This window comes from Mesobacillus sp. QJM3NY_10 (assembly GCF_056173465.1).
In genome coordinates this window covers 107,501-129,294 of sequence record NZ_CM149675.1, presented here as the reverse complement: position 1 = coordinate 129,294, position 21,794 = coordinate 107,501, and the positions used below count along the sequence as shown (strand labels likewise).

The 21,794-nt window shown below is 44.7% G+C and carries 23 protein-coding genes and 2 other annotated features; all 23 genes read right to left on the bottom strand.

What is annotated here, in order from left to right; translation table 11 throughout:
- The 23 genes from rplJ to AC0VX7_RS00555 all read right to left on the bottom strand — a co-directional run bounded on the left by rplJ (position 1) and on the right by AC0VX7_RS00555 (position 21,038).
- Positions 1-501, bottom strand: a complete 501-nt coding sequence (gene rplJ / locus AC0VX7_RS00665; RefSeq protein WP_041966534.1) for a 50S ribosomal protein L10 — start codon at positions 499-501, stop codon at positions 1-3.
- Positions 502-533: 32 nt separating this feature from the next.
- Positions 534-670, bottom strand: a sequence feature (ribosomal protein L10 leader region).
- Positions 671-720: 50 nt separating this feature from the next.
- Complete coding sequence (gene rplA / locus AC0VX7_RS00660; RefSeq protein ID WP_475426271.1) at positions 721-1,413, bottom strand: 50S ribosomal protein L1; 693 nt, start codon at positions 1,411-1,413, stop codon at positions 721-723.
- Between the two features lie 231 nt (positions 1,414-1,644).
- Complete coding sequence (rplK, locus tag AC0VX7_RS00655; RefSeq protein WP_023626445.1) at positions 1,645-2,070, bottom strand: 50S ribosomal protein L11; 426 nt, start codon at positions 2,068-2,070, stop codon at positions 1,645-1,647.
- Between the two features lie 173 nt (positions 2,071-2,243).
- On the bottom strand, positions 2,244-2,777 hold the full coding sequence (nusG, locus tag AC0VX7_RS00650; RefSeq protein WP_215033411.1) for a transcription termination/antitermination protein NusG: 534 nt from the start codon (positions 2,775-2,777) through the stop codon (positions 2,244-2,246).
- Between the two features lie 179 nt (positions 2,778-2,956).
- Complete coding sequence (gene secE / locus AC0VX7_RS00645; protein ID WP_475426270.1) at positions 2,957-3,139, bottom strand: preprotein translocase subunit SecE; 183 nt, start codon at positions 3,137-3,139, stop codon at positions 2,957-2,959.
- Between the two features lie 51 nt (positions 3,140-3,190).
- A complete protein-coding gene (gene rpmG / locus AC0VX7_RS00640; RefSeq protein ID WP_475426269.1) occupies positions 3,191-3,385 on the bottom strand; it encodes a 50S ribosomal protein L33 in 195 nt (64 codons plus the stop codon).
- Between the two features lie 110 nt (positions 3,386-3,495).
- A complete protein-coding gene (gene sigH, locus AC0VX7_RS00635; protein WP_215033403.1) occupies positions 3,496-4,146 on the bottom strand; it encodes an RNA polymerase sporulation sigma factor SigH in 651 nt (216 codons plus the stop codon).
- Positions 4,147-4,214: 68 nt separating this feature from the next.
- Entirely contained in the window at positions 4,215-4,724 is a 510-nt protein-coding gene (locus AC0VX7_RS00630; RefSeq protein WP_041966539.1) for an NYN domain-containing protein, read from the bottom strand.
- Positions 4,725-4,726: 2 nt separating this feature from the next.
- Entirely contained in the window at positions 4,727-5,455 is a 729-nt protein-coding gene (rlmB, locus tag AC0VX7_RS00625) for a 23S rRNA (guanosine(2251)-2'-O)-methyltransferase RlmB (protein WP_475428052.1), read from the bottom strand.
- A 248-nt stretch (positions 5,456-5,703) separates the two neighbouring features.
- Positions 5,704-6,108 carry a Mini-ribonuclease 3 gene (locus tag AC0VX7_RS00620; RefSeq protein WP_415802619.1) on the bottom strand — a complete coding sequence of 135 codons (405 nt, stop codon included), beginning with the start codon at positions 6,106-6,108 and terminating at the stop codon, positions 5,704-5,706.
- Between the two features lie 3 nt (positions 6,109-6,111).
- Positions 6,112-7,509, bottom strand: a complete 1,398-nt coding sequence (gene cysS, locus AC0VX7_RS00615; RefSeq protein ID WP_475426268.1) for a cysteine--tRNA ligase — start codon at positions 7,507-7,509, stop codon at positions 6,112-6,114.
- Positions 7,499-8,185 carry a serine O-acetyltransferase EpsC gene (gene epsC, locus AC0VX7_RS00610; protein ID WP_215033394.1) on the bottom strand — a complete coding sequence of 229 codons (687 nt, stop codon included), beginning with the start codon at positions 8,183-8,185 and terminating at the stop codon, positions 7,499-7,501. The genes cysS and epsC overlap by 11 nt, the downstream gene beginning before the upstream one ends.
- A gap of 243 nt (positions 8,186-8,428) precedes the next feature.
- Positions 8,429-8,662 (bottom strand) — a binding site (T-box leader).
- A gap of 68 nt (positions 8,663-8,730) precedes the next feature.
- On the bottom strand, positions 8,731-10,188 hold the full coding sequence (gene gltX, locus AC0VX7_RS00605) for a glutamate--tRNA ligase (protein WP_475426267.1): 1,458 nt from the start codon (positions 10,186-10,188) through the stop codon (positions 8,731-8,733).
- Between the two features lie 85 nt (positions 10,189-10,273).
- Positions 10,274-10,756 (bottom strand): 2-C-methyl-D-erythritol 2,4-cyclodiphosphate synthase, encoded by a 483-nt coding sequence (gene ispF / locus AC0VX7_RS00600; protein WP_475426266.1) that lies wholly within the window; start codon positions 10,754-10,756, stop codon positions 10,274-10,276.
- 42 nt (positions 10,757-10,798) lie between these two features.
- A complete protein-coding gene (ispD, locus tag AC0VX7_RS00595) occupies positions 10,799-11,494 on the bottom strand; it encodes a 2-C-methyl-D-erythritol 4-phosphate cytidylyltransferase (protein ID WP_475426265.1) in 696 nt (231 codons plus the stop codon).
- A 177-nt stretch (positions 11,495-11,671) separates the two neighbouring features.
- Positions 11,672-12,769, bottom strand: coding sequence for a PIN/TRAM domain-containing protein (locus AC0VX7_RS00590; RefSeq protein ID WP_475426264.1), 1,098 nt, complete (start codon positions 12,767-12,769; stop codon positions 11,672-11,674).
- Between the two features lie 251 nt (positions 12,770-13,020).
- Positions 13,021-14,094: a DNA integrity scanning diadenylate cyclase DisA gene (disA, locus tag AC0VX7_RS00585; RefSeq protein WP_475426263.1), complete on the bottom strand. Its 1,074-nt coding sequence runs from the start codon at positions 14,092-14,094 to the stop codon at positions 13,021-13,023.
- Between the two features lie 4 nt (positions 14,095-14,098).
- On the bottom strand, positions 14,099-15,478 hold the full coding sequence (gene radA / locus AC0VX7_RS00580) for a DNA repair protein RadA (RefSeq protein WP_215033374.1): 1,380 nt from the start codon (positions 15,476-15,478) through the stop codon (positions 14,099-14,101).
- 367 nt (positions 15,479-15,845) lie between these two features.
- Positions 15,846-18,284, bottom strand: a complete 2,439-nt coding sequence (gene clpC, locus AC0VX7_RS00575; RefSeq protein ID WP_475426262.1) for an ATP-dependent protease ATP-binding subunit ClpC — start codon at positions 18,282-18,284, stop codon at positions 15,846-15,848.
- 4 nt (positions 18,285-18,288) lie between these two features.
- Complete coding sequence (locus AC0VX7_RS00570; protein WP_475426261.1) at positions 18,289-19,371, bottom strand: protein arginine kinase; 1,083 nt, start codon at positions 19,369-19,371, stop codon at positions 18,289-18,291.
- 2 nt (positions 19,372-19,373) lie between these two features.
- A complete protein-coding gene (locus AC0VX7_RS00565; RefSeq protein ID WP_475426260.1) occupies positions 19,374-19,922 on the bottom strand; it encodes a UvrB/UvrC motif-containing protein in 549 nt (182 codons plus the stop codon).
- A gap of 27 nt (positions 19,923-19,949) precedes the next feature.
- Complete coding sequence (locus AC0VX7_RS00560; RefSeq protein WP_215033365.1) at positions 19,950-20,411, bottom strand: CtsR family transcriptional regulator; 462 nt, start codon at positions 20,409-20,411, stop codon at positions 19,950-19,952.
- A gap of 342 nt (positions 20,412-20,753) precedes the next feature.
- Positions 20,754-21,038 (bottom strand): hypothetical protein, encoded by a 285-nt coding sequence (locus AC0VX7_RS00555; protein WP_475426259.1) that lies wholly within the window; start codon positions 21,036-21,038, stop codon positions 20,754-20,756.
- Positions 21,039-21,794 lie beyond the last annotated feature (756 nt).

Genomic DNA, 21,794 nt, shown 5'->3' with positions numbered 1-21,794 from the left:
TTACGCGCCTTGCTCTTCTTTCTGTTCTGCAACAGCTTTTGCAGCAAGAGCAAGATTGCGGATTGGAGCTTGAAGTACGCTGAGTAGCATAGAAAGTAGACCTTCGCGAGACGGTAGGTCTGCAAGTGCCTTGATTTCTTCTACTGTAACGATGTTGCCTTCAACTACGCCCGCCTTGATTTCAAGCGCTTCGTGCTTTTTAGCGAATTCGTTAAGAATCTTCGCTGGCGCTACTACATCTTCAGTACTGAACGCGATTGCGTTAGGACCTGTTAAAGATGTGTTTAAGTCAGCAAGTTCAGCAGCTTCAGCAGCACGGCGTGTCATAGAGTTTTTGTAAACTTTGAATTCTACGCCAGCTTCACGAAGCTCTTTACGAAGTTCAGTTACTTCAGAAACTGTAAGTCCGCGGTAATCAACAACGATTGTTGATTTGCTTTCTTTTAGTTTGCCAGCAATCTCGTCAACGATTTGCTTTTTCACTTCGATGATATTGCTCATCCTTACACCTCCTGTAGATTTTTGCATTTATACCGATCAAATAAAAACCTCCGCATCTGGACAGACACGGAGGAAGTATACAATAGTAAAAGTGTTGCTCTATCGTATGACCTCGGCAGGTTATTAAGCTATAAGCCCCTGCTGTCTGCGGTACAAATGTTATTTTATTTTCACAACAAGAAGAATTATATCTAATGCTTCTTTAATTGTCAAATACTATTATTTTACAGTTGAAGGATCTACTTTAACGCCAGGTCCCATTGTAGTAGAGATCGTAACGTTCTTCATGTAAGTTCCTTTAGCTGCAGCTGGCTTAACCTTCATCATAGTTTCGAAGATTGTGTTGAAGTTTTCAACAAGCTTTCCGTCTTCGAAAGAAACTTTTCCGATAGGTACGTGGATGTTACCAGACTTATCAACGCGGTATTCTACTTTACCAGCTTTGATTTCGTTAACTGCTTTCGTTACATCGAAAGTAACTGTGCCAGTCTTAGGGTTTGGCATTAAGCCTTTAGGTCCCAATACGCGACCAAGCTTACCAACTTCACCCATCATGTCAGGTGTTGCAACGATTACGTCAAAGTCGAACCAGCCTTGCTGGATCTTAGTGATGTATTCTGCATCGCCAACATAGTCTGCGCCAGCAGCTTCTGCTTCTTTTACCTTTTCGCCTTTAGCGAATACTAGAACACGTTGAGTTTTACCAGTACCATTTGGAAGCACAACTGCTCCACGGATTTGCTGGTCAGCTTTCTTAGGGTCTACACCCAAACGGAAAGCAGCTTCAACTGTAGCGTCGAATTTCACAGTGCTTGTCTTCTTAGCAAGATCAACTGCTTCTGCAACTGTATATGCTTGAGAGCGATCTACAAGCTTTACAGCTTCTAGATACTTTTTACCTTTTTTAGCCATTTTAATTTCCTCCTATATTGTGGTTTTAACGGAATAACCTCCCACTTTGAAAAGCGGAGGCACCTTTGTCAGGTGCCAAAGCCAGACAAGTTGAAAAGCGAAGGCGCCTTATGACGTCTAAGCTAGACAACGAAAAGCGAAGGCGCCCTAAAGGCGCCGTATCAGACAGATAAAAGGTTGCGAGTGAAATCAAATTCAGCTACGCAACCTATCAATCCTCTGCAGCAGAAATTAATCTTCGATTGTGATTCCCATGCTGCGTGCAGTACCTTCAACCATGCGCATTGCTGCTTCAACGCTAGCTGCGTTCAGGTCAGGCATTTTCTGTTCAGCAATCTCACGTACTTTATCACGCTTGACTGTTGCTACTTTATTACGGTTCGGTTCACCAGAACCAGACTGGATTCCAGCTGCTACCTTCAAAAGAACTGCAGCAGGAGGAGTTTTCGTAATAAATGTAAATGAACGGTCTTCAAAAACCGTAATTTCAACAGGAATGATTAATCCAGCTTGATCAGCTGTACGAGCGTTAAACTCCTTACAGAATCCCATGATATTAACACCGGCTTGACCTAGTGCAGGTCCAACTGGTGGTGCCGGATTGGCTTTACCAGCAGGGATTTGCAACTTAACCATCTTAATTACTTTTTTAGCCACGAGACACACCTCCTTAAAGTCCGTGATGTGGTAATAGGGGATTTTCCCCTCCCACTCATTTTAAAAGTCTTTATATAAAATAAAGAACTTGACATATAATCTGTCAATCGTCCAAGACATACTGACCTATGAAATATTAACACTTTTTAAAGTTGATTTCAAGCTATTTCAGATTATATTTTTTCAATCTGCGAAAATTCGAGCTCTACCGGAGTATCGCGGCCGAACATATTGACAAGAACTTTAAGCTTCGCCTTGTCCTTATCGATTTCTTCGATTGTCCCTGTGAAGTTGGCGAACGGCCCTTCGCTTACCTGGACAGTTTCACCAAGTTCGAAGTTGATATCAACCTTCTGCTCCACCACTCCCATGCGCTTGAGGATAAACGTTACTTCTTCAGGCAATAACGCGGTTGGTTTTGAGCCTGCACCAGAAGAGCCAACGAATCCAGTTACACCAGGCGTGTTGCGGACAACATACCAGGAATCATCCGTCATGACTATTTCTACCAGGACATAGCCAGGGAACGTCTTTCTCTTAACAACTTTCTTTTTACCATTTTTGAAATCTGTTTCTTCTTCTTCAGGTACTATAACCCGGAAGATCTTATCTTGCATGCCCATTGTTTCAACGCGCTTTTCAAGATTTGTCTTGACCTTGTTCTCGTAGCCTGAGTAAGTATGCACTACATACCAATTCTTTTCCATTATCGAGGACTAAATCGTCCGTCCCTCCCCATTTCCAAACTTCCGGGTGTTACAGTTTAAGCGAACACTGCAGCCCAGACGTTGAATGCGAATTTTTCAAGCAAATAAAAAACCCGTTATCCGGGCTTTTAAACTTGTCCTGCGTTTATATTTTCCATTATACCATGAGTGCGTATTGGTTATTCAAGAATTAAGCGAATCAATTCAGAAATACCAAGGTCTAACACTGCGAAGAATAGAGCAGCAAAAGCAACTGTAGACAGAACTATCATCGTATAGCGAGTCAGTTCTTTGCGTCTAGGCCAGCTGACCTTTCTCATTTCACGTCCAACTTCACTGAAAAAATTAGTGATGCGCTGCATTTTGTAACCTCCAACTTATCGGGATTCCATATGATGATCTATCTGAAAACCTTATTTCGTTTCCTTATGAACTGTATGGGCACCGCAGTTGCTGCAGTACTTTTTCAGCTCCAGCCGTTCTGTTTGCGTTTGCTTGTTGCTTGTCGTGGAATAATTGCGGGAACCGCATTCCTTACAAGCAAGAGTCACTTTGTTGTTCATTGACACTACACCCGCTTCAACAGGCTGATTCCAATCTGATGTCATGAAACCGCCATCTATTATATCTTTAAAAAGATACCATGGCTGATAGCTTGTGTCAATAAGAGGTGGCGATATTAAAAGTCAGTTTTGCGGCTATTTTTCGGCAATTCACCTTATACCGACAGCTCTCTCAGCTCAAGATACCTCTCCAGCTTCCGCTTCACGCGCTGAAGCGCATTGTCAATTGACTTGACATGGCGATTCAGCTCTTCAGAGATTTCCTGGTAGGATTGTCCGTCCAAATATAATGCGAGCACTTTTCGTTCAAGATCACTCAGCAGCTCTGACATTTTCACTTCAATCTGGTCAAACTCTTCCTGGTTGATAAATAACTCTTCGGGGTCCATCACTTTGGCTCCGGATAAAACATCCATCAGCGTCCGGTCCGATTCTTCATCATAAATCGGCTTGTCCAGGGAAACATAGGAATTAAGCGGGATGTGTTTTTGCCTTGTGGCCGTCTTGATGGCCGTAATGATCTGACGGGTAATGCATAGTTCTGCAAATGCTTTGAATGATGTTAGCTTGTCCTCTCGGAAATCACGGATCGCTTTATATAAGCCGATCATTCCTTCCTGCACGATGTCCTCTTTATCTGCTCCAATCAGGAAATATGACCGTGCTTTCGCCCGAACAAAATTCCTGTATTTGTGAATCAGAAAATCAAGTGCATCACTTTCTCCTTTGTGCACTGCTTCTACAATTTCTTCATCTTCCATCAACAAATAAGCTTCATTTAAACGATTCCCGATGTCAGCACTCATTTCGATCCCCCCGCCCGCACATACAGTTAGAAATATTATACAGCAGGCTTTTTTAAGACGTCAACAGGTCAATGTTCACCTCTGCGCCATTTTTCAAAAATTTCTGCCACTTCTTTTGTAAGCGGAATCTTGGCACTTGGCTTCTTTTCCTGGATCACTTTCACGCTTTTCTCGATTTTTTTGCTGATTAAATTTGTTTCGTTAAGCAGCTCCCTTGCTGATTTCCTTAGGGCTCCCTGTCCAAAAATTGCCCACTGCTCGGTGTAGTCTGAGGTGGCTACGTGTATCTGCGTTTTGCGGTTACTGAGGTCGATGGCCAGTCTCTCAATCCGCTCATCCGCCGTTTCATTTTCTTTTGTAAAAATAACTTCCACCTTATAATTTTTATATTTCTTTTGGGTTCCCGATACAAAATGGGCGTCAAAAACAATGATGACGTGATAGCCGGTATATGCCTGGTATTCAGCCATGATTTCCACCAGCCGGTCCCTGGCGGCAGAAAGTTCTCTCTTCTTCAAACTGACCAGCTCCGGCCATGCGCCAATGATGTTGTAGCCGTCAACAAGCAGGATATCCATTCCTATTCCCCTAGCGGATGACGTTTGCGGTGAACTTCATACATCAAGAGTGCCGCGGCAACTGATGCATTCAAGGAAGTAACATGTCCAACCATTGGAAGACTTAAAAGAAAATCACACTTATCCCTGATCAGCCTTCCCATTCCTTTTCCTTCGCTGCCGATCACCAGGCCAAGAGGCAAAGTTCCATCGATTTGACGAAAATCCTGTTTTGCCGATGCATCCGTTCCAGCGATCCAGACACCACGTTCCTTCAACTCATCGATTGTCTGCGCCATATTCGTGACTCTCGCAACCGGGATATATTCGATGGCACCAGTTGATAATTTTGCAACTGTAGTTGTCAGCCCAACAGCTCTTCTTTTAGGAATGATAATACCGTGAGCCCCTGAGGCATCAGCTGTCCTCATGATGGAACCAAGATTGTGTGGATCCTCAATTTCATCGAGGAGCAAAAAGAAAGGAGCCTCATTTTTCTTTTCCGCTGCCGCGAACAAATCATCGATCTCTGCATATTCATAAGCTGCCACCTGGGCGATGACACCCTGGTGATTTCCATCCGCAAGCTGGTCGATTTTCTTTTTCGGGACGAATTGGACGATGACATTGGCTTCCTTCGCCATCCCGATTACCTGTTGCATCTGTCCGCCCTGAGAGCCCTCCGCTATCAGGATTTTGTTAATGTCACGCTCCGATTTCAAGGCTTCGATTACCGGATTTTTTCCGATTATGTAATCCTGGTTTTCGTTTTGTTCTTGAAGTTGGTCAGGTTTTTGTCCGTGCTTCTGGTCACGCCTTGGCTCATGTTTTTGGTCACGCCTTGCCTCATGTTTCTGGTCCTGGCCTCTGGCTGGTCTGTTCTTTGGCTTATCATCCAGTCTTTGCGCCTGGTTCCGAGCTGGTTTGCGCTTCTTGTCATCAACTGGTTTTTGCCTATTGTTCCGGCTTTGTTTCTGGCTCATGGAATCTTTCCTCCCTTCTATTCTTCAGCAAGTGCAAATATTGTGGTAATCAATTCTTCGATTCGTTTCTCATTACCTGCCAGATATAGAGAACCAATCAATGCCTCAAATGCTGTGCTGTACCGGTAAGTTTGCACGTCGGTGTTTCTCGGTACGGATCCTGACTTCGCATTCCGGCCCCTTTTTACAATCGTTATTTCCGCTTCGGACAGCTTCTCCATTTCGATCAGCTTGTGGAGGTATTTCGCCTGTGATTTTGCCGATACATAAGCGGTCGCTTCTTTATGCAGCTTGTTTGGCCGAACCTTGCCGCTTTGCAGCAGGTGATGCCGGACATACAGTTCATATACGGCATCACCCATATAGGCAAGCGCCAGGCTATTCAATTGTTTTTCATCTACTTTTTGTTCGTAATGCAGCATCATTTAGCCTCTTTTCCATCTGATGCCTTGCGGAGTGTCTTCGATGATGATGTTCATTTCTTTCAACTGGTCACGGATCTCATCTGCCAGCTGGAAATTCCTGTCCTTGCGAGCCTGCGTTCTTTTTTCAATCAAGGCTTCGATTTCTTCATCAAGCAATTCCTCATCTTTAAGCGACAAGCCGAGAACGCCAAACAAAATCTCGAATTCCTTCATGAAAGCGTTAATTACTTCCTCGGAAGTGTTTTTCTCCATCAAGTACAGATTGGATAGCTTCGAGAGTTCAAACAGCGTGGAGACGCCATTTGCGGTATTGAAGTCATCATCCATATCCTTGATGAACTGCTCACGGATCCCAGCGATTTTATCCAGCCATTCCTGGTTGTCATCAGTAAGATTTGCGCTTGCTCCGAGTCGGTGCTTCAGATTTTGGTAAGATGTCTTCAAGCGCTCGAAAGCAGCCTTTGTCTTTTCAAGCAGCTCCTGGCTATAATTGATCGGATTCCGGTAATGTACTGAAATCATGAAAAATCTTAATACCTGTGGATCAATCTGCTTAATGATGTCATGAACTGTGACAAAATTGCCAAGTGACTTGGACATCTTTTCATTGTCAATATTGATGTATCCATTATGCATCCAGTAGCGGGCAAATGTCTGGCCTGTCAACGCCTCTGACTGGGCGATTTCATTTTCATGGTGCGGGAAGGCCAAATCCTGTCCGCCAGCATGGATATCGATCGAATCTCCAAGATATTCGCGGGCCATCGCTGAGCACTCAATATGCCAGCCTGGACGGCCTTTGCCCCAAGGACTATCCCAAGAAATCTCGCCTTCCTTTGCCGACTTCCAAAGCACGAAGTCAAGCGCATCTTGTTTCTTTTCCCCAACCTGAATCCTTGCTCCAACCTTCAGCTCTTCAATGGATTGATGGGAAAGCTTGCCGTATTCTTTGAATTCTCTCGTGCGGTAGTAAACATCTCCACCTGATTCATAGGCAAAGCCCTTATCAATCAGCGCGCTGATAAAGTCGATAATCAAATCCATTGTTTCCGTTACCCTTGGGTGTGCATCAGCTGTCTTGCAGCCAAGTGCATGGACATCCTCAAAGTAAGCATCGATGAATCGTTGCGCGATTGTCGGTACATCTTCCCCGAGTTCATTTGCTGCTTTGATCAGTTTGTCATCGACATCGGTGAAGTTCGAAACATAATTTACATCATAGCCGCGGAACTCAAGATAGCGGCGGACCGTATCAAAAACGATGGCCGGGCGGGCATTTCCGATGTGAATGTAGTTATAGACGGTCGGACCGCAAACATACATTTTCACTTTTCCCTCTTCTAGCGGGATAAACTCTTCCTTGTTACGAGTAAGTGTATTATAGATTTTAATTCCCATTTTCCATGCCCCTTCCTTGCTTCGCAACTTCAAGTTCTTCATGTAATTTGACTAATTCTAGTTCTTTTTTCAATTTAACCAATTCCATTTCGATTTCCTTGCATCGATCTGCAACAGGATCAGGCAAATCGCGATGGTTAAAGTCCTTCTTGACTCTTACGCCATCCTGGATGACGATTTTTCCAGGGATGCCAACAACGGTGGAGTTCGGAGGTACATCCTTCAGGACAACCGAACCGGCGCCCACCTTAGAATTCTCCCCAATCGTGATCGAACCTAAAACCTTCGCCCCGGTGGCAATCAGAGCATTGTCGTTAACAGTCGGGTGGCGTTTTCCCTTTTCCTTGCCAGTACCGCCCAGGGTCACTCCCTGGAACACCGTCACATTATCCCCAATCTCACATGTTTCACCAATGACGACCCCCATTCCATGGTCGATGAAAAAGCGTCTGCCAATCTTGGCTCCCGGATGGATTTCAACTCCCGTGAAAAAACGGCTGATTTGCGAAATGGCCCTTGCAACAAAATAAAACTTCCGCTTGTAGAAAGCATGTGCCAAACGATGGGACCATATCGCATGCAGGCCTGCGTATGTCAAAACCACTTCCAGCACGCTCCTGGCAGAAGGATCTTGATCAAAAACAACATCTATGTCTTCCTTCATCATCTTAAACATGGTGAAATCCTCCTTCTTAATAAATTGTTATTGCACTTTTGCTCAGTAGTGAGCACCCATAAAGCTAAAATTTGATTATATAGCCTTACAAAATCCTTTATGTGACCGTAACGATGGCTTTCCTGCTTTTTCGGTCACATATTCCTTGTTTATGTGACCTTAAAGTGGCGATCCCTCATTTTTCGGGTACATTATCCAACTTGCTCGCCAGACACCATATAAAAAAGCGCCCCTGTCGTATACGACAGAGACGCTTGATATGCGCGGTTCCACTCTGTTTAGGCTACCTTAAGCAATAGCCTCAACTTTCACCTGTTAACGGGAGGACCCGCCCGATACTACTCAGGCACTGATTGCCTTTTCGCAAAGGGACTCCGAGGCGCATTTCGAAAAATGAGAGGCCTGAACCACTTTCAGCCGGTGATGGTTCTCTCTAATAAGCGTCATTCTTCTACTTTTCCTCTTCAACACTTTGGTTATATAGAATTACTCTTACTATATTACATTTTTGTATTTCTGTTAACTAAAATAGCTTAAAAAAGTTATTAGCCTAAAAGCTTCTGGACTCTTTGCATCACTTTTTCTTTGCCGATCAGTTCCATTGCAAGCATCAGGTCTGGTCCATGTGTTTGCCCTGTGGCAGCCGCACGGATTGGCATGAACAGCTTCTGACCCTTATGGCCAGTTCCTTTTTGGACTGCCTTGACCGCTGCCTTGATTCCATCTGCCTTGAACTCTTCAAGCTTATCGATCTCCGCAAGGAATGCATTCAGCACTTCTGGAACCTGTTCACCTGCAAGTACCTCTTTTGCTTCTTCATCATAGTTTACCTCAGCGCGGAAAAATAAATCCGACATCTCAACGATTTCCGCTCCGAAGCTCATTTTATCATGGTAAAGAGAAATAAGGCCGCGAACCCAGACATCCTCTTCCTCTGTACGATTCTCGCTGACTTTTCCAGCTTTAATAAGGTGCGGCAGTGCTAGCTCGACAACACGGTCCAGATCAACTTTTTTCATATATTGATTGTTCATCCATGCAAGCTTCTGCTGGTCAAAGAGCGCAGGTGATTTTGAAAGCCTCGCTGGATCAAATATTTCAATGAACTCATCCTTAGAGTAAATCTCTTCTTCACCTGCTGGTGACCATCCAAGCAGCGTGATGAAGTTGAACAAAGCCTCTGGCAAATAACCGAGCTCTTCATACTGCTCGATAAACTGGATGATCGATTCGTCACGCTTGCTCAGCTTTTTGCGGCTTTCATTGACGATTAAAGTCATATGGCCAAATACCGGAGGCTCCCAGCCAAACGCTTCGTAAATCACAAGCTGCTTCGGTGTATTGGAAATATGGTCATCCCCGCGTAGAACGTGGGAAATCTTCATCAAATGGTCGTCGATGACAACCGCATAGTTATAAGTAGGCGTGCCATCTTTCTTGACGATGACATAATCACCCATCCCGTCGGACTCAAAGCTAACCTCACCTTTTACCATATCATCGAATTTAAGGATTTTGCCTGCAGGCACCTTGAAACGAAGGCTCGGCTGGCGACCTTCTTTTTCAAACTGTTCCTTCTGTTCTGCTGTAAGATTTCGGCAGCGTCCTGAGTATTGAGGAGTTTCATTGCGCGCAGACTGCTCCTCGCGCTCAGCTTCCAGCTCTTCCTCTGTGCAATAACACTTATAGGCAAAGCCTTTTTCCAAAAGCTCCTGATTGTACTTTTCATATATGTGGTTCCGTTCTGATTGGCGATACGGTCCATAATCGCCGCCAACATCGACACTCTCATCCCAGTCGATTCCGAGCCACTGAAGGTACTTCAACTGGCTTTGCTCTCCGCCTTCTATATTGCGTTTTTTATCTGTATCTTCAATGCGGATAATGAACTTTCCGCCCCTGTTACGTGCGAATAGATAGTTGAATAGTGCTGTACGGGCATTCCCGATATGTAAATGTCCAGTCGGACTCGGCGCATAACGCACCCGGATATCTGATGACATATTGAATCCTCCTCTAATATAGCTGTCCATTATTGTATCACTATCGATATATAAAGCGGAAGTGGCTTATCAAGCTGCCTGCGTTTTATTTCTCAAGCTGCTTTAACAACACGGTTGCCTGGGAAGCGATACCTTCTCCCCGCCCCGGGAAACCAAGCTTTTCTGTTGTTGTCGCCTTGACATTCACCTGGTCAGGGGTGCCTTCCATTAAGCCTGCAATCCTTTCACGCATGGCTTCGATATGCGGTGCCATCTTAGGCTGCTGTGCGATAATCGTGCAGTCTATGTTAACAAGCTCGTATCCTTTATCCTTCACAATCTTCCATACGTGTTCAAGCAATTTAGCTGAATCAGCGTCCTTGAATTCAGGATCAGTATCCGGGAAATGTCTGCCGATGTCTCCTTCGCCGATTGCTCCAAGGCATGCATCAGCTACCGTATGTAAAAGCACATCGGCATCAGAGTGGCCAAGAAGCCCCTTTTCATATGGAATCGTGATCCCGCCAATGATCAGCGGCCTGCCCTCGGTCAATTGATGTACATCGAAACCTTGTCCAATACGAAACATAATGAATTACTCCTTTTAAAATTGCTGGGTTTATATACTCTATCAAACACCGGATTCCTTTCGCTTGCGCAGAATCGCTTCGGCAAAATATAAATCTTCTGGTGTTGTCAGCTTAATATTATCATAGTCCCCTTCAATGATGCTGACATGATGTGGGATCCGTTCGACTAGGCTTGATTCATCTGTACCGATGAATTGCTCCCTCATTGCCTTGTTATGGGCCTCAAGCAATACGGAAGCACGGAAAGCCTGAGGGGTCTGGACTGACCACAAGCTTGAACGCTCAACTGTTTCAGCTACCCTGCCGTCGTCCGCTTTCTTGATGGTATCTTTAACTGGAACAGCCACGATTGCCCCGCCATCCTTGCTAGCGGCCTCCACGAGATTGTGGATGGTTTCTAGTCTGATGAATGGACGGGCAGCATCATGGACCAGCACGATCCCATCGAGTGAATGGACTGCCCTCAGCCCGTTATATACACTGTCCTGGCGTTCCTCGCCGCCAGTGACAAGCGAAGATACTTTATGTATACCATATTCTTTCAATAAAGACTTAAACTCTTGCTCATCACTCGGGTTGATGGCTAGAATGATGCCTGAGCATTCAGCATCTGCTTCAAACACCCTAAGTGTATGGATCAGGATCGGGACACCTTCCAAAGTGAGCAGCAACTTGTTTTTTCCTGCTCCCATTCTTTTTCCCTGACCCGCAGCTGGAATAATGACCTGATAAGGCATGACGAAAAACTCCTATCTCATTTCTGCTTTAAAAAAATCATCAAACATCGCAGCAAATCTTTTTCGTACACTTTAACATATAAACGGGCAGTCGAGGCCCTGCTTCACGCCTTCAGTGAGTCAATGAAGGAAGCGGGAATCAACTGCCCATAAAGGCTTGGTCCATCCGGGGATGGATCAACTGATTATGCTTTTTTCCAATAGTTTCGGCTTAGCGAAAATCATCCTGCCAGCTGATGTTTGCAGTACACTTGTTACAAGAACATCGATACGCTTTCCGATATAATCGCGGCCTTCTTCGACTACGATCATTGTGCCATCATCAAGGTAGGCAATGCCCTGATTATGTTCCTTGCCATCCTTGATTACCTGGATGCTCAATTCTTCTCCAGGAAGGACAACTGGTTTTACCGCATTTGCGAGGTCATTGATATTCAGCACGGCAACCTTCTGCAATTCACATACTTTGTTCAGGTTGAAATCATTCGTGACGACGACACCATTTGTCAGCTTTGCCAGCTTTACAAGCTTGCTGTCGACTTCCTGGATGTCGTCGAAATCACCTTCATATATTTCAACCTTAATCTTAAGTTCCTTTTGAATACGGTTAAGGATGTCCAATCCGCGTCGTCCGCGATTGCGCTTCAACACGTCAGATGAATCAGCGATATGCTGTAATTCTTCGAGGACAAACTGCGGGATGACAATGGTGCCTTCAAGGAACCCAGTCTGGCAGATATCCGCAACCCTGCCATCAATAATCACACTTGTATCGAGTATCTTCCACTCTCTTGCACGAGTTTCATTTTCTTTATCCGCTTCTTCTTCAGTGCCTTTTTTCTTTGGTTTTGAAAATAAACCAAGCAGTTCATCACGCTTCTTGAAACCGACCTGGAATCCAAGATATCCAAATAAAAGTGTCAGGAGTGTCGGTGCGACTGTATTCACAACAGGAACCTGGATTGCATTAAGGGCAAAGCCTACTAAAAATGCCACCAGCAATCCAAAGAAAAGGCCAACACTGCCAAATAGGACATCCGTAATTGGTGCCTTGATCAGCGACTCTTCAGCCCACCTCACAAAATTGGTCACAGGATCTACAGCCCAAAAAGTAAGAAGATAAAAAATAAGTGCGCCCAAAACAGCAGTAACATAAGGATTATTGATCAGAGTCATGTCTCCCGCGTTCATTAATGATAATAAATCAGGAATTAAGAATATACCAAGCGTTCCCCCAATGATCAGGAAGCAGGCTTGAATGATACGTCTTAACATCCTTTCACCTCCTTTTACTCATTATAAACAACTTCCAATTTTTGAAACCCTCGTAATGAAAACATTTTCTTAAAATATAAACACCCAAATGATTATACGAATTGACCCTGGCAAAGGTTACGTAATTTGTACAATTAAAAATGACAAAATTACAGCAAGATTGCCATAATCTCTATAGGAGTAAATCTCATCTTTAAGGTAGCACCGGGGCATGCAGGTGTCAATTAAAAGCAGGCCGCCAATGTTTGGGATTACATTTGGCGGTCCGCCATCAGCTGGTCCCTGATGAGTTTAAAGCCTTCTTTGATTTTCCGAGCCCTTACTTCGCCAATACCCTCTACATCATCCAGTTCTTCAACGGAAGCTGCAATCATATTCGTGAATTTGGTGAAACGTTTTATCAAATTCTCCGTAATGATCATCGGCAGCCGAGGGATCTTATTCAGCATTCGATATCCACGAGGACAGATAAATTCATCCATATGCACATATCCCTGATGCCCGAGAAGCTTAAGGATGGTAGAATCCTCAATGACTCCGGCCTTTGAAAGCTCCTGAAAACGAGCCATCACATCCTCTGCCTTCACTTCTGATTCTGCTGAATAATCTTTGATGACAAGCAATGCTTCTTTTTCCATTTCAGATAAAAGCTCCTGCATTTGTAGGCGGATCAGTCGCCCTTCGAGTCCGAGCTCGCTCAAATATGTCAAAAGCTCTGTCTTGATTCTCAGTACCATTTCAAAACGATGGATAACCTGAAGCAAATCATTATAGGTAACAAGGTCCTCAAATTCGAGGATTCCCAGATTGGTAATGCTTTGTTCAAGGACGACTTTATACTTTTCCAGCGTCTGGATTGCCTGGTTCGCCTTCGTCAAGATGACACCGATTTCCTTCAAAGCATAGCGAAGGTGTCCCTGGTACAGGGTAATGACATTCCTTCGCTGGGAAATTGCGATAACGAGTGCCTTCGTCTGCCTTGCCACACGTTCCGCTGTCCTGTGCCTCATTCCTGTCTCAGTCGAGGGTACTCCCGTATCAGGAGCTAACTGGGCGTTGGCGAATAAAATTTTGCTTCCCGTCTCATTCAGGATGATTGCGCCATCCATCTTCGCCAGTTCATAGAGATAGCTGGGGCTGAACCTGCAATTGATCTCAAAACCGCCGTCGACCAGGTTTTTCACTTTCTCATTGTATCCAAACACAATCAATCCACCTGTCTTGGCCCGGAGCACATTATCGATTCCATCCCTTAGAGGCGTACCTGGAGCGATAAATTGAAGGATTTCACCTAACCCTTTTTCTTCAAGCTCTTTGTGTTCCAATCCATCAACCTCCCAAGGTGACTTTTAATGCATGGCTGACAGATGATACCCCGATAAGCTCAACACCCCGCGGAGGAGTCCATCCGCCAAGATTATTCTCCGGTAAAATAATTCTTTCAAAGCCAAGCTTCGCCGCTTCCTGGACGCGCTGTTCAATCCTCGAGACTCTCCTTACTTCCCCAGTCAGACCCACCTCGCCAATGATACAATCAGTAGCGCGGGTGGGTTTATCCCTGAAACTTGAAGCAATGCTGACAGCCACCGCAAGATCGATTGCCGGTTCATCCAGCTTCACTCCGCCGGCGACCTTCAAATAAGCATCCTGGTTAGCCAGCAGCAACCCGACACGCTTCTCCAGCACCGCCATCAGCAGCGACACGCGGTTATGGTCGATTCCGGTAGCCATCCGCCTTGGATTCCCGAAGCTCGTCGGTGAAATCAAGGCCTGTATCTCAACCAATACTGGCCGTGTTCCTTCCATCGAGGCCACAACCGTTGAACCTGAAGCTCCCTGGGATCTTTCTTCTAAAAAAATTTCCGAGGGGTTTGCCACTTCTTCAAGACCCATTTCCTTCATCTCGAAAATACCCATTTCATTCGTGGAGCCGAAACGGTTTTTGACAGCCCGGAGGATTCTGTACGTATGGTGCCTTTCCCCTTCAAAATATAGAACTGTATCCACCATATGCTCCAGCAGTCTAGGTCCGGCGATAGAGCCTTCCTTTGTGACATGGCCAACGATAAAAATCGCGATCCCCTTTGTTTTTCCAATCCTCATTAACTCCGCTGTACATTCCCTAACCTGTGACACGCTCCCAGGAGCAGATGTCACTTCCGGATGGAATATGGTTTGGATTGAGTCCACAATGACAAAGTCCGGGTTAGTATTTTCAATCGTGAGGCTGATTTCTTGTAGATTTGTTTCCGAATAAACAAGCAGGTTATCCGATGTGACTCCAAGACGGTCTGCGCGCAGCTTCGTTTGCCTCATCGACTCCTCACCTGAAATATATAGGACTGAATGAGCCTTTTTGGCCAGCTGATAAGATACCTGAAGCAATAGTGTCGATTTACCAATACCAGGGTCCCCGCCAATCAATACAAGCGATCCCCTGACAACGCCACCGCCAAGTACGCGGTTCAACTCATTCAAGTCTGTCGTAATCCGCGGCTCACTGACAGTTTCAATACTGGTGATTGGAGTCGCCTTTGCGGCAACACCCGTATTCCCTGTGTTGGCAAAAGCTCCTCTTCTTGTCGAGCCAGTGCTTTCCACTTCCTCGACCATCTTATTCCATTGCCCGCATCCCGGGCATTTCCCCATCCATTTCGGAGATTCATAGCCGCATTCCTGGCACATGAATTTTGTTTTTCTTTTTGCCATTTTCTTAGCCTCTCAATAAAAAAAGTTATTAACTTTATAATAAAGCCAAACAAGTAATAATAGAAATGATAGCGACTGAAGTACCTATGTAATTTTTTCTCCAAGGCTTATTTGAGGTCATGAATCCAAAATGTTTACTTCTTCAATTAAATTATGTTCATATACAGATGCCGCAATTCCAACTATTTTTAAGAATGGCCTGTTTCCCTGCTATTCAACTTCCGCAACCCAAATAGGCACCGAGGCTCTTACGAGGGAAAGTGCAAATAAAACTTATGCAACCAAAATGATTAAATATGACTTAGTAGAAAAAAAGGGGTACACGTATTTAGTACGTATACCCCTTTTGATAACATGTTAAGCCATTTTAAACTTTTGTCGATCCTTCTGGAGTCTTGACGACGAACTCGCCATTTTCAACGTCAATGACGACATTTTGCCCGGTAAGGACAGTTCCTCTGAGCAATTCTTCAGACAGCTGGTCTTCGATATGCTTCTGGATTGCCCTGCGCAACGGACGTGCGCCGTATTCCGGATCGTATCCTTCCTCGGAAATCTTCTCTTTTGCCGCCTCTGTCAGCTCTAGTGTGATTTCCTGTTCTTTCAGGCGCTTCACAAGCTGATCGGACATCAATGTCACAATTTCCTTCAAATGCGGCTTTTCAAGTGCATGGAAGACGATGATCTCATCGATACGGTTGAGGAATTCAGGACGGAACGCCTTTTTCAGCTCTTCCATCACTTTGCCCTTCATATCTTTGTAATCCTGTTCGCCATCCTGGATATTGAAACCAACATATTTATTCCGCTTCAACGCTTCAGCTCCGACATTGGATGTCAAGATCATGATTGTATTACGGAAATCGACTGTCCGGCCTTTAGAGTCAGTCAAACGACCATCCTCGAGGACCTGCAGCAAAATATTGAACACATCTGGATGCGCTTTTTCGATTTCATCGAGCAGGATGACGGAATATGGCTTCCTGCGAACCTTCTCAGTCAATTGGCCGCCTTCATCATATCCGACATAGCCTGGAGGTGAACCAACAAGACGGGATGTCGAATGCTTCTCCATGTACTCGGACATATCGACGCGGATCATCGCATCTTCATCCCCAAACATGGACTCTGCCAATGCTCTTGCCAATTCTGTTTTACCAACACCTGTTGGTCCAAGGAAGATGAATGAGCCAATAGGACGTTTCGGGTCCTTCAAGCCTGCACGAGCACGCCTTACTGCCTTGGATACTGCTTTAACCGCTTCATCCTGGCCAATAACACGGGAATGAAGGATTTCCTCAAGGTTCAGCAGTTTATCTGTTTCGGTTTGCGCAAGCTTAGAAACAGGTATATTCGTCCAACTGGACACCACATGAGCGATGTCTTCCACTGTCACTTCACTGTTTTCCTTGCCCTGCTTTTCTTTCCATGATTTCTTCGTATTTTCAAGCTGTTCGCGAAGACGCTGTTCTGTATCTCTTAATGAAGCAGCCTTTTCAAACTCCTGGCTTTGGACAGAAGCATCCTTCTCCTTGCGTACTTCCTCCAGCTTCACCTCAAGCTCCTTAAGGTTTGGCGGAGTGGTATAAGAGCGCAGGCGAACCTTCGAACCAGCTTCATCAATTAAGTCAATCGCTTTATCCGGTAGGAAACGGTCGGAGATGTAGCGATCAGATAATTTTACCGCCGCATCAATTGCTTCATCCGTAATCGATACTCGGTGGTGAGCTTCATAGCGGTCACGAAGCCCCTTCAAAATTTGTACTGACTCTTCCGCAGTTGGCTCATCAACAGTAATCGGCTGGAAACGTCGTTCAAGCGCAGCATCTTTTTCGATGTATTTGCGGTATTCATCAAGAGTGGTCGCGCCGATACACTGCAGTTCACCACGAGCCAATGATGGCTTCAGGATATTGGACGCGTCAATCGCACCCTCTGCTCCGCCGGCACCGATCAGTGTATGAAGCTCATCGATGAAAAGAATGATATTTCCAGCCTGGCGAATTTCATCCATTACCTTCTTAAGGCGGTCTTCAAATTCACCGCGGTATTTAGTCCCGGCAACAACCGTACCCATATCCAGGGTCATGACACGCTTGTCACGGAGGATTTCAGGCACTTCATTGTTTACAATCTGCTGTGCTAACCCTTCAGCAATCGCTGTTTTACCTACACCAGGCTCCCCGATCAAGACAGGGTTGTTCTTCGTCCGGCGGCTTAACACTTCGATGACACGCTGGATTTCCTTGCTGCGGCCGATAACCGGATCAAGGCTGCCTTCCCTGGCGATTACTGTTAAGTCTCTTGCAAGGCTATCAAGTGTAGGAGTATTGGCATTAGCCGTTCCGCCTCCCTGATGACCTGAAGTTTCATTGCTTCCAAGCAGCTGTAAAACCTGCTGGCGCGCTTTGTTCAAGCTTACACCAAGGTTGTTCAGCACTCTTGCAGCCACGCCCTCTCCCTCACGGATCAATCCGAGAAGGATATGTTCTGTGCCTACATAGGAATGGCCCAACTTCCTTGCCTCATCCATGGAAAGCTCGATGACCTTTTTAGCTCTAGGTGTATAGTGGATTGTCTGGGAAGTTTCCTGGCCGCGGCCAATTAGGTTTTCAACTTCCTTCTGGATTTTCTCTGCTCCAAGCCCAAGTCCATAAAGCGCCTTTGCCGCAATGCCCTCTCCCTCACGCACAAGGCCAAGCAAGATGTGTTCTGTACCGATATTGTTATGTCCAAGGCGGATTGCCTCTTCCTGTGCGAGTGCCAATACTTTTTGTGCCCTCTCGGTAAATCGTCCAAACATCATAAGATCATCCTCCTGACTCGTCTTTTGTTTCCATTTTCAATCGTTCTCTTATTAAAGCAGCCCTGCGGATATCCCGTTCATTCGGTCTTAATGGTCCTCCCGCATATTGCTGCAAAAACCCAGGTTGAGTTAATATCATCAATTCATTCAGTATCGATTTTGATATATTTTTTATAAAGCCCATATCTATTCCAAGCCTTAAATCAGAAAGGCAGCGGGCAGCTTCCTTCGTTTCGATGATCCTGCTATTGGCAAGTGTCCCATATGATCGAAACACTCTGTCTTCTAATTGTATGTTCGAAGTCTTCGCTAATGCTTCCCGCGCTGACCTTTCCTGAGATATAATCTGGCTTACAACACTTTTTAAATCGTCTACGATGTCCTCTTCCGATTTTCCGAGTGTGATTTGGTTCGAGATTTGAAAAATATTGCCGAGCGCTTCACTGCCCTCGCCGTAAATACCTCTTACCACCAAACCAAGCTGGTTAATCGCCGGGACGATCCTGTTCATTTGCTGTGTCAACACAAGTCCTGGCAGGTGCATCATCACCGATGCCCTTAGGCCACTGCCCACATTAGTAGGACAACTGGTCAAATAGCCAAACTTCTCATCAAACGCATAATTGACATAGTCCTCAAGCCAGTCATCGATTTCATTTGCAGCCCCTAGAGCCTCACTAAGCTGGAAGCCCGGAAATAAACACTGAATCCTAACATGATCTTCCTCATTGATCATGATACTCACTTCTTCATTTTCAGACAGTAAGACGGCACCATGAACGGAGTTTTCTGCTAGATTCGGACTGATCAAATGCTTCTCGACTAACACCCTTTTCTGCAAAGGCGGAATTTCATCCATTTTGATCATTTCCAACTGACCGAAGGCAGCTATTGGTGTATTACTGGCACGTTCCATGATCGTACCTACCACTGCTTCTGCCTCTCCATTGGTGAACAGCGTCGGAAAGTTATATTCATCAAGATTCCTTGCAAAACGGATACGAGAGCTAAGGACAATGTCTGAATCAGGTCCATCATCACTCATCCAGGAGCTGACAGCCTGATTGATAAACTTCTCCAATGACAAGGCTACTCCCCTCCCTCTTGACCTGCTGACAATTTCCTTTCAAGTTCCCTGATCTGGTCCCTTTTCTCAGCAGCTTTCTCAAATTCCTCTGCCAAAATTAAGTCTTTCAGGGTTAGCTTAAGCTGATCGATTGTCTTCCTTACATGAAGGTCCCCGCCGACTCTTTTAGGGATTTTTCCATTATGCATGGAATTACCACTATGGAGCCTCCTTACAATCGGGGTAAGCTGTTCACGAAAAGCATCATAGCAAGTCGCACAGCCAAAACGGCCTACTTTCACAAACTGCGGAAACGTCATTGAACATTGCGGGCACTGGGCAACTTGCTCAGCTTCAAAGGGTTCCTTTTTCTGTGCCGGAAAAGCAGGTTCCATATTCAACAATCCGGCAAGTAAGCTATTGATCGAAAAAGCAGGGCCGTTGTTCATCATAAACAGTTCGCCTTTTTCTTGTGCGCATATTTCACACAAGTGCAATTCCGTTTTTTCTCCATTTGAATAATTCGTGAAGTGCAGCGTTGCCGGCCTTTGATTACACTCTTGGCAGATCATGCCCTCACCTCTTCATCTGCTTTGATATTATTTATACTTCAATGCCATAAGCATTGCCTTCAACATTCTCGCACGCAACTCATCACGCTGCGGCAGCTCTATATACAGGACGGACCTGTCAAGCACACTCAGCATGATCTTCGCCTCGCGGTCAGTGACTACATCTTCCTCAACAAGCCGGAAAATGACATGCTCAGCGCTGCTTTGCGGAATTCGTGTCTGAATCAAAGACAGTAAATCATCAATCAAATGTGCATGATCATAAGCCTGGACTTTGATGATACGGATGTAGCCACCGCCACCCCGTTTACTCTCAACAAGATAGCCCCGTTCAATCGTGAACCTTGTATTGATGACATAATTGATCTGGGACGGCACGCACTGAAATTTATCGGCGATTTCACTTCGTTTGATTTCAACGATGTCCTTATCGCTCATTTCTAAAACCTGCTTAAGGTAATGTTCTATGATGTCCGATATATTCCTCACTAAACCTCCCCCAATCTGACTTTGACTATATTTGACTTTAATTATACAAAAAATTTTTTTTTGGTGCAATGAATGCATCCTGAATTATATTCGCCAAAATTATGTATGCCAAAACATGACAATAAGGGGTGTGTTGGTTATTATACCCATTTTGTAACATGTGGAAACTTGTATCTGAACACATCAATGAAAAATTTGTTCAGAACCAGCTTTAATGCGAAGGAGTCCGTGCCTAACCAGCATTTCCATCCATATTACATAAGCATTCTTTCACGAAAAACATTAAATTCTGGTATATTTTATTTTTTGAGGGACTCACCTGTGCCTGTATTAGTGCTACCACTAACTCAATAAATTGCCAAAAAATATAACGATAGCTAAAAATGCAGATAACCCTAAAGTCATGATGATCGTCGAAAAACTCCTGGTCATACCCTTCCAATCCACCATACCTGCCATCCCTGTAAGCCCTGTTATAAAAGTCAGCAAGGTTACATATAAAAGCAGAACGAATGGATGCCTGCCTAATATGGTGTAATCAATAGGCCCTGTGGAGGAAGCTAAGAAAAATAGTAAGACCCAGATTGTTGAAAAGATGAATGACCAAAAATTCAATTGCTTACTCATTTAGTTCCTCCTATTAGTCTTTTCATATCAATGAAACGGACCTGTTATCCCAATCACTCTTTTAAAAAACTAAAAGTAATTAGATCTTTATAATGATCGTAGAATAACTGGGAAGATCAGAAATGTGCTCTGATTGTTAAATAGATTCCACAAAAAAAGCGTTAATCCTTCTTGGATCAACGCACTAGGAGTTTAGAGTACAAGCACCTACTTGTCTAAAGGTGCCTCTACATCTGACAGCTTTTTATACTTTTCCTATAAACTTGTCTGAAGTTGCTTCTTCTTTTGACAGCTTTTCGATCTTTTCCTCTAAACTTGTCCGAAGTCGCTTCTTCTTCTGACAGCTTTTCGTACCTTTCCTCTAAACTTGTCTGAAGTTGCTTCTACTTCTGACAGCTTTTCAACCTTTTCCTCTAAACTTGTCCGAAGTTGCTTCTTCTTTTGACAGCTTTTTGTACTTTCCCTTCAAACCTGTCTTAAGTTGACTCTTCTTCTGACAACTTTTCGTGTTTTTCCTCCAAACCTGTCTTAAGTTAGCTCTTCTTCTGACAGCTTTTTGTACTTTCCCTTCAAACCTGTCTTAAGTTGACTCTTCTTCTGACAACTTTTCGTGTTTTTCCTCCAAACCTGTCTTAAGTTAGCTCTTCTTCTGACAGCTTTACCTGTTTTACCTCCAAACCTGTCTTAAGTTAGCTCTTCTTCTGACAGCTTTACGTGTTTTACCTCCAAACCTGTCTTAAGCCAATCGTATATAAT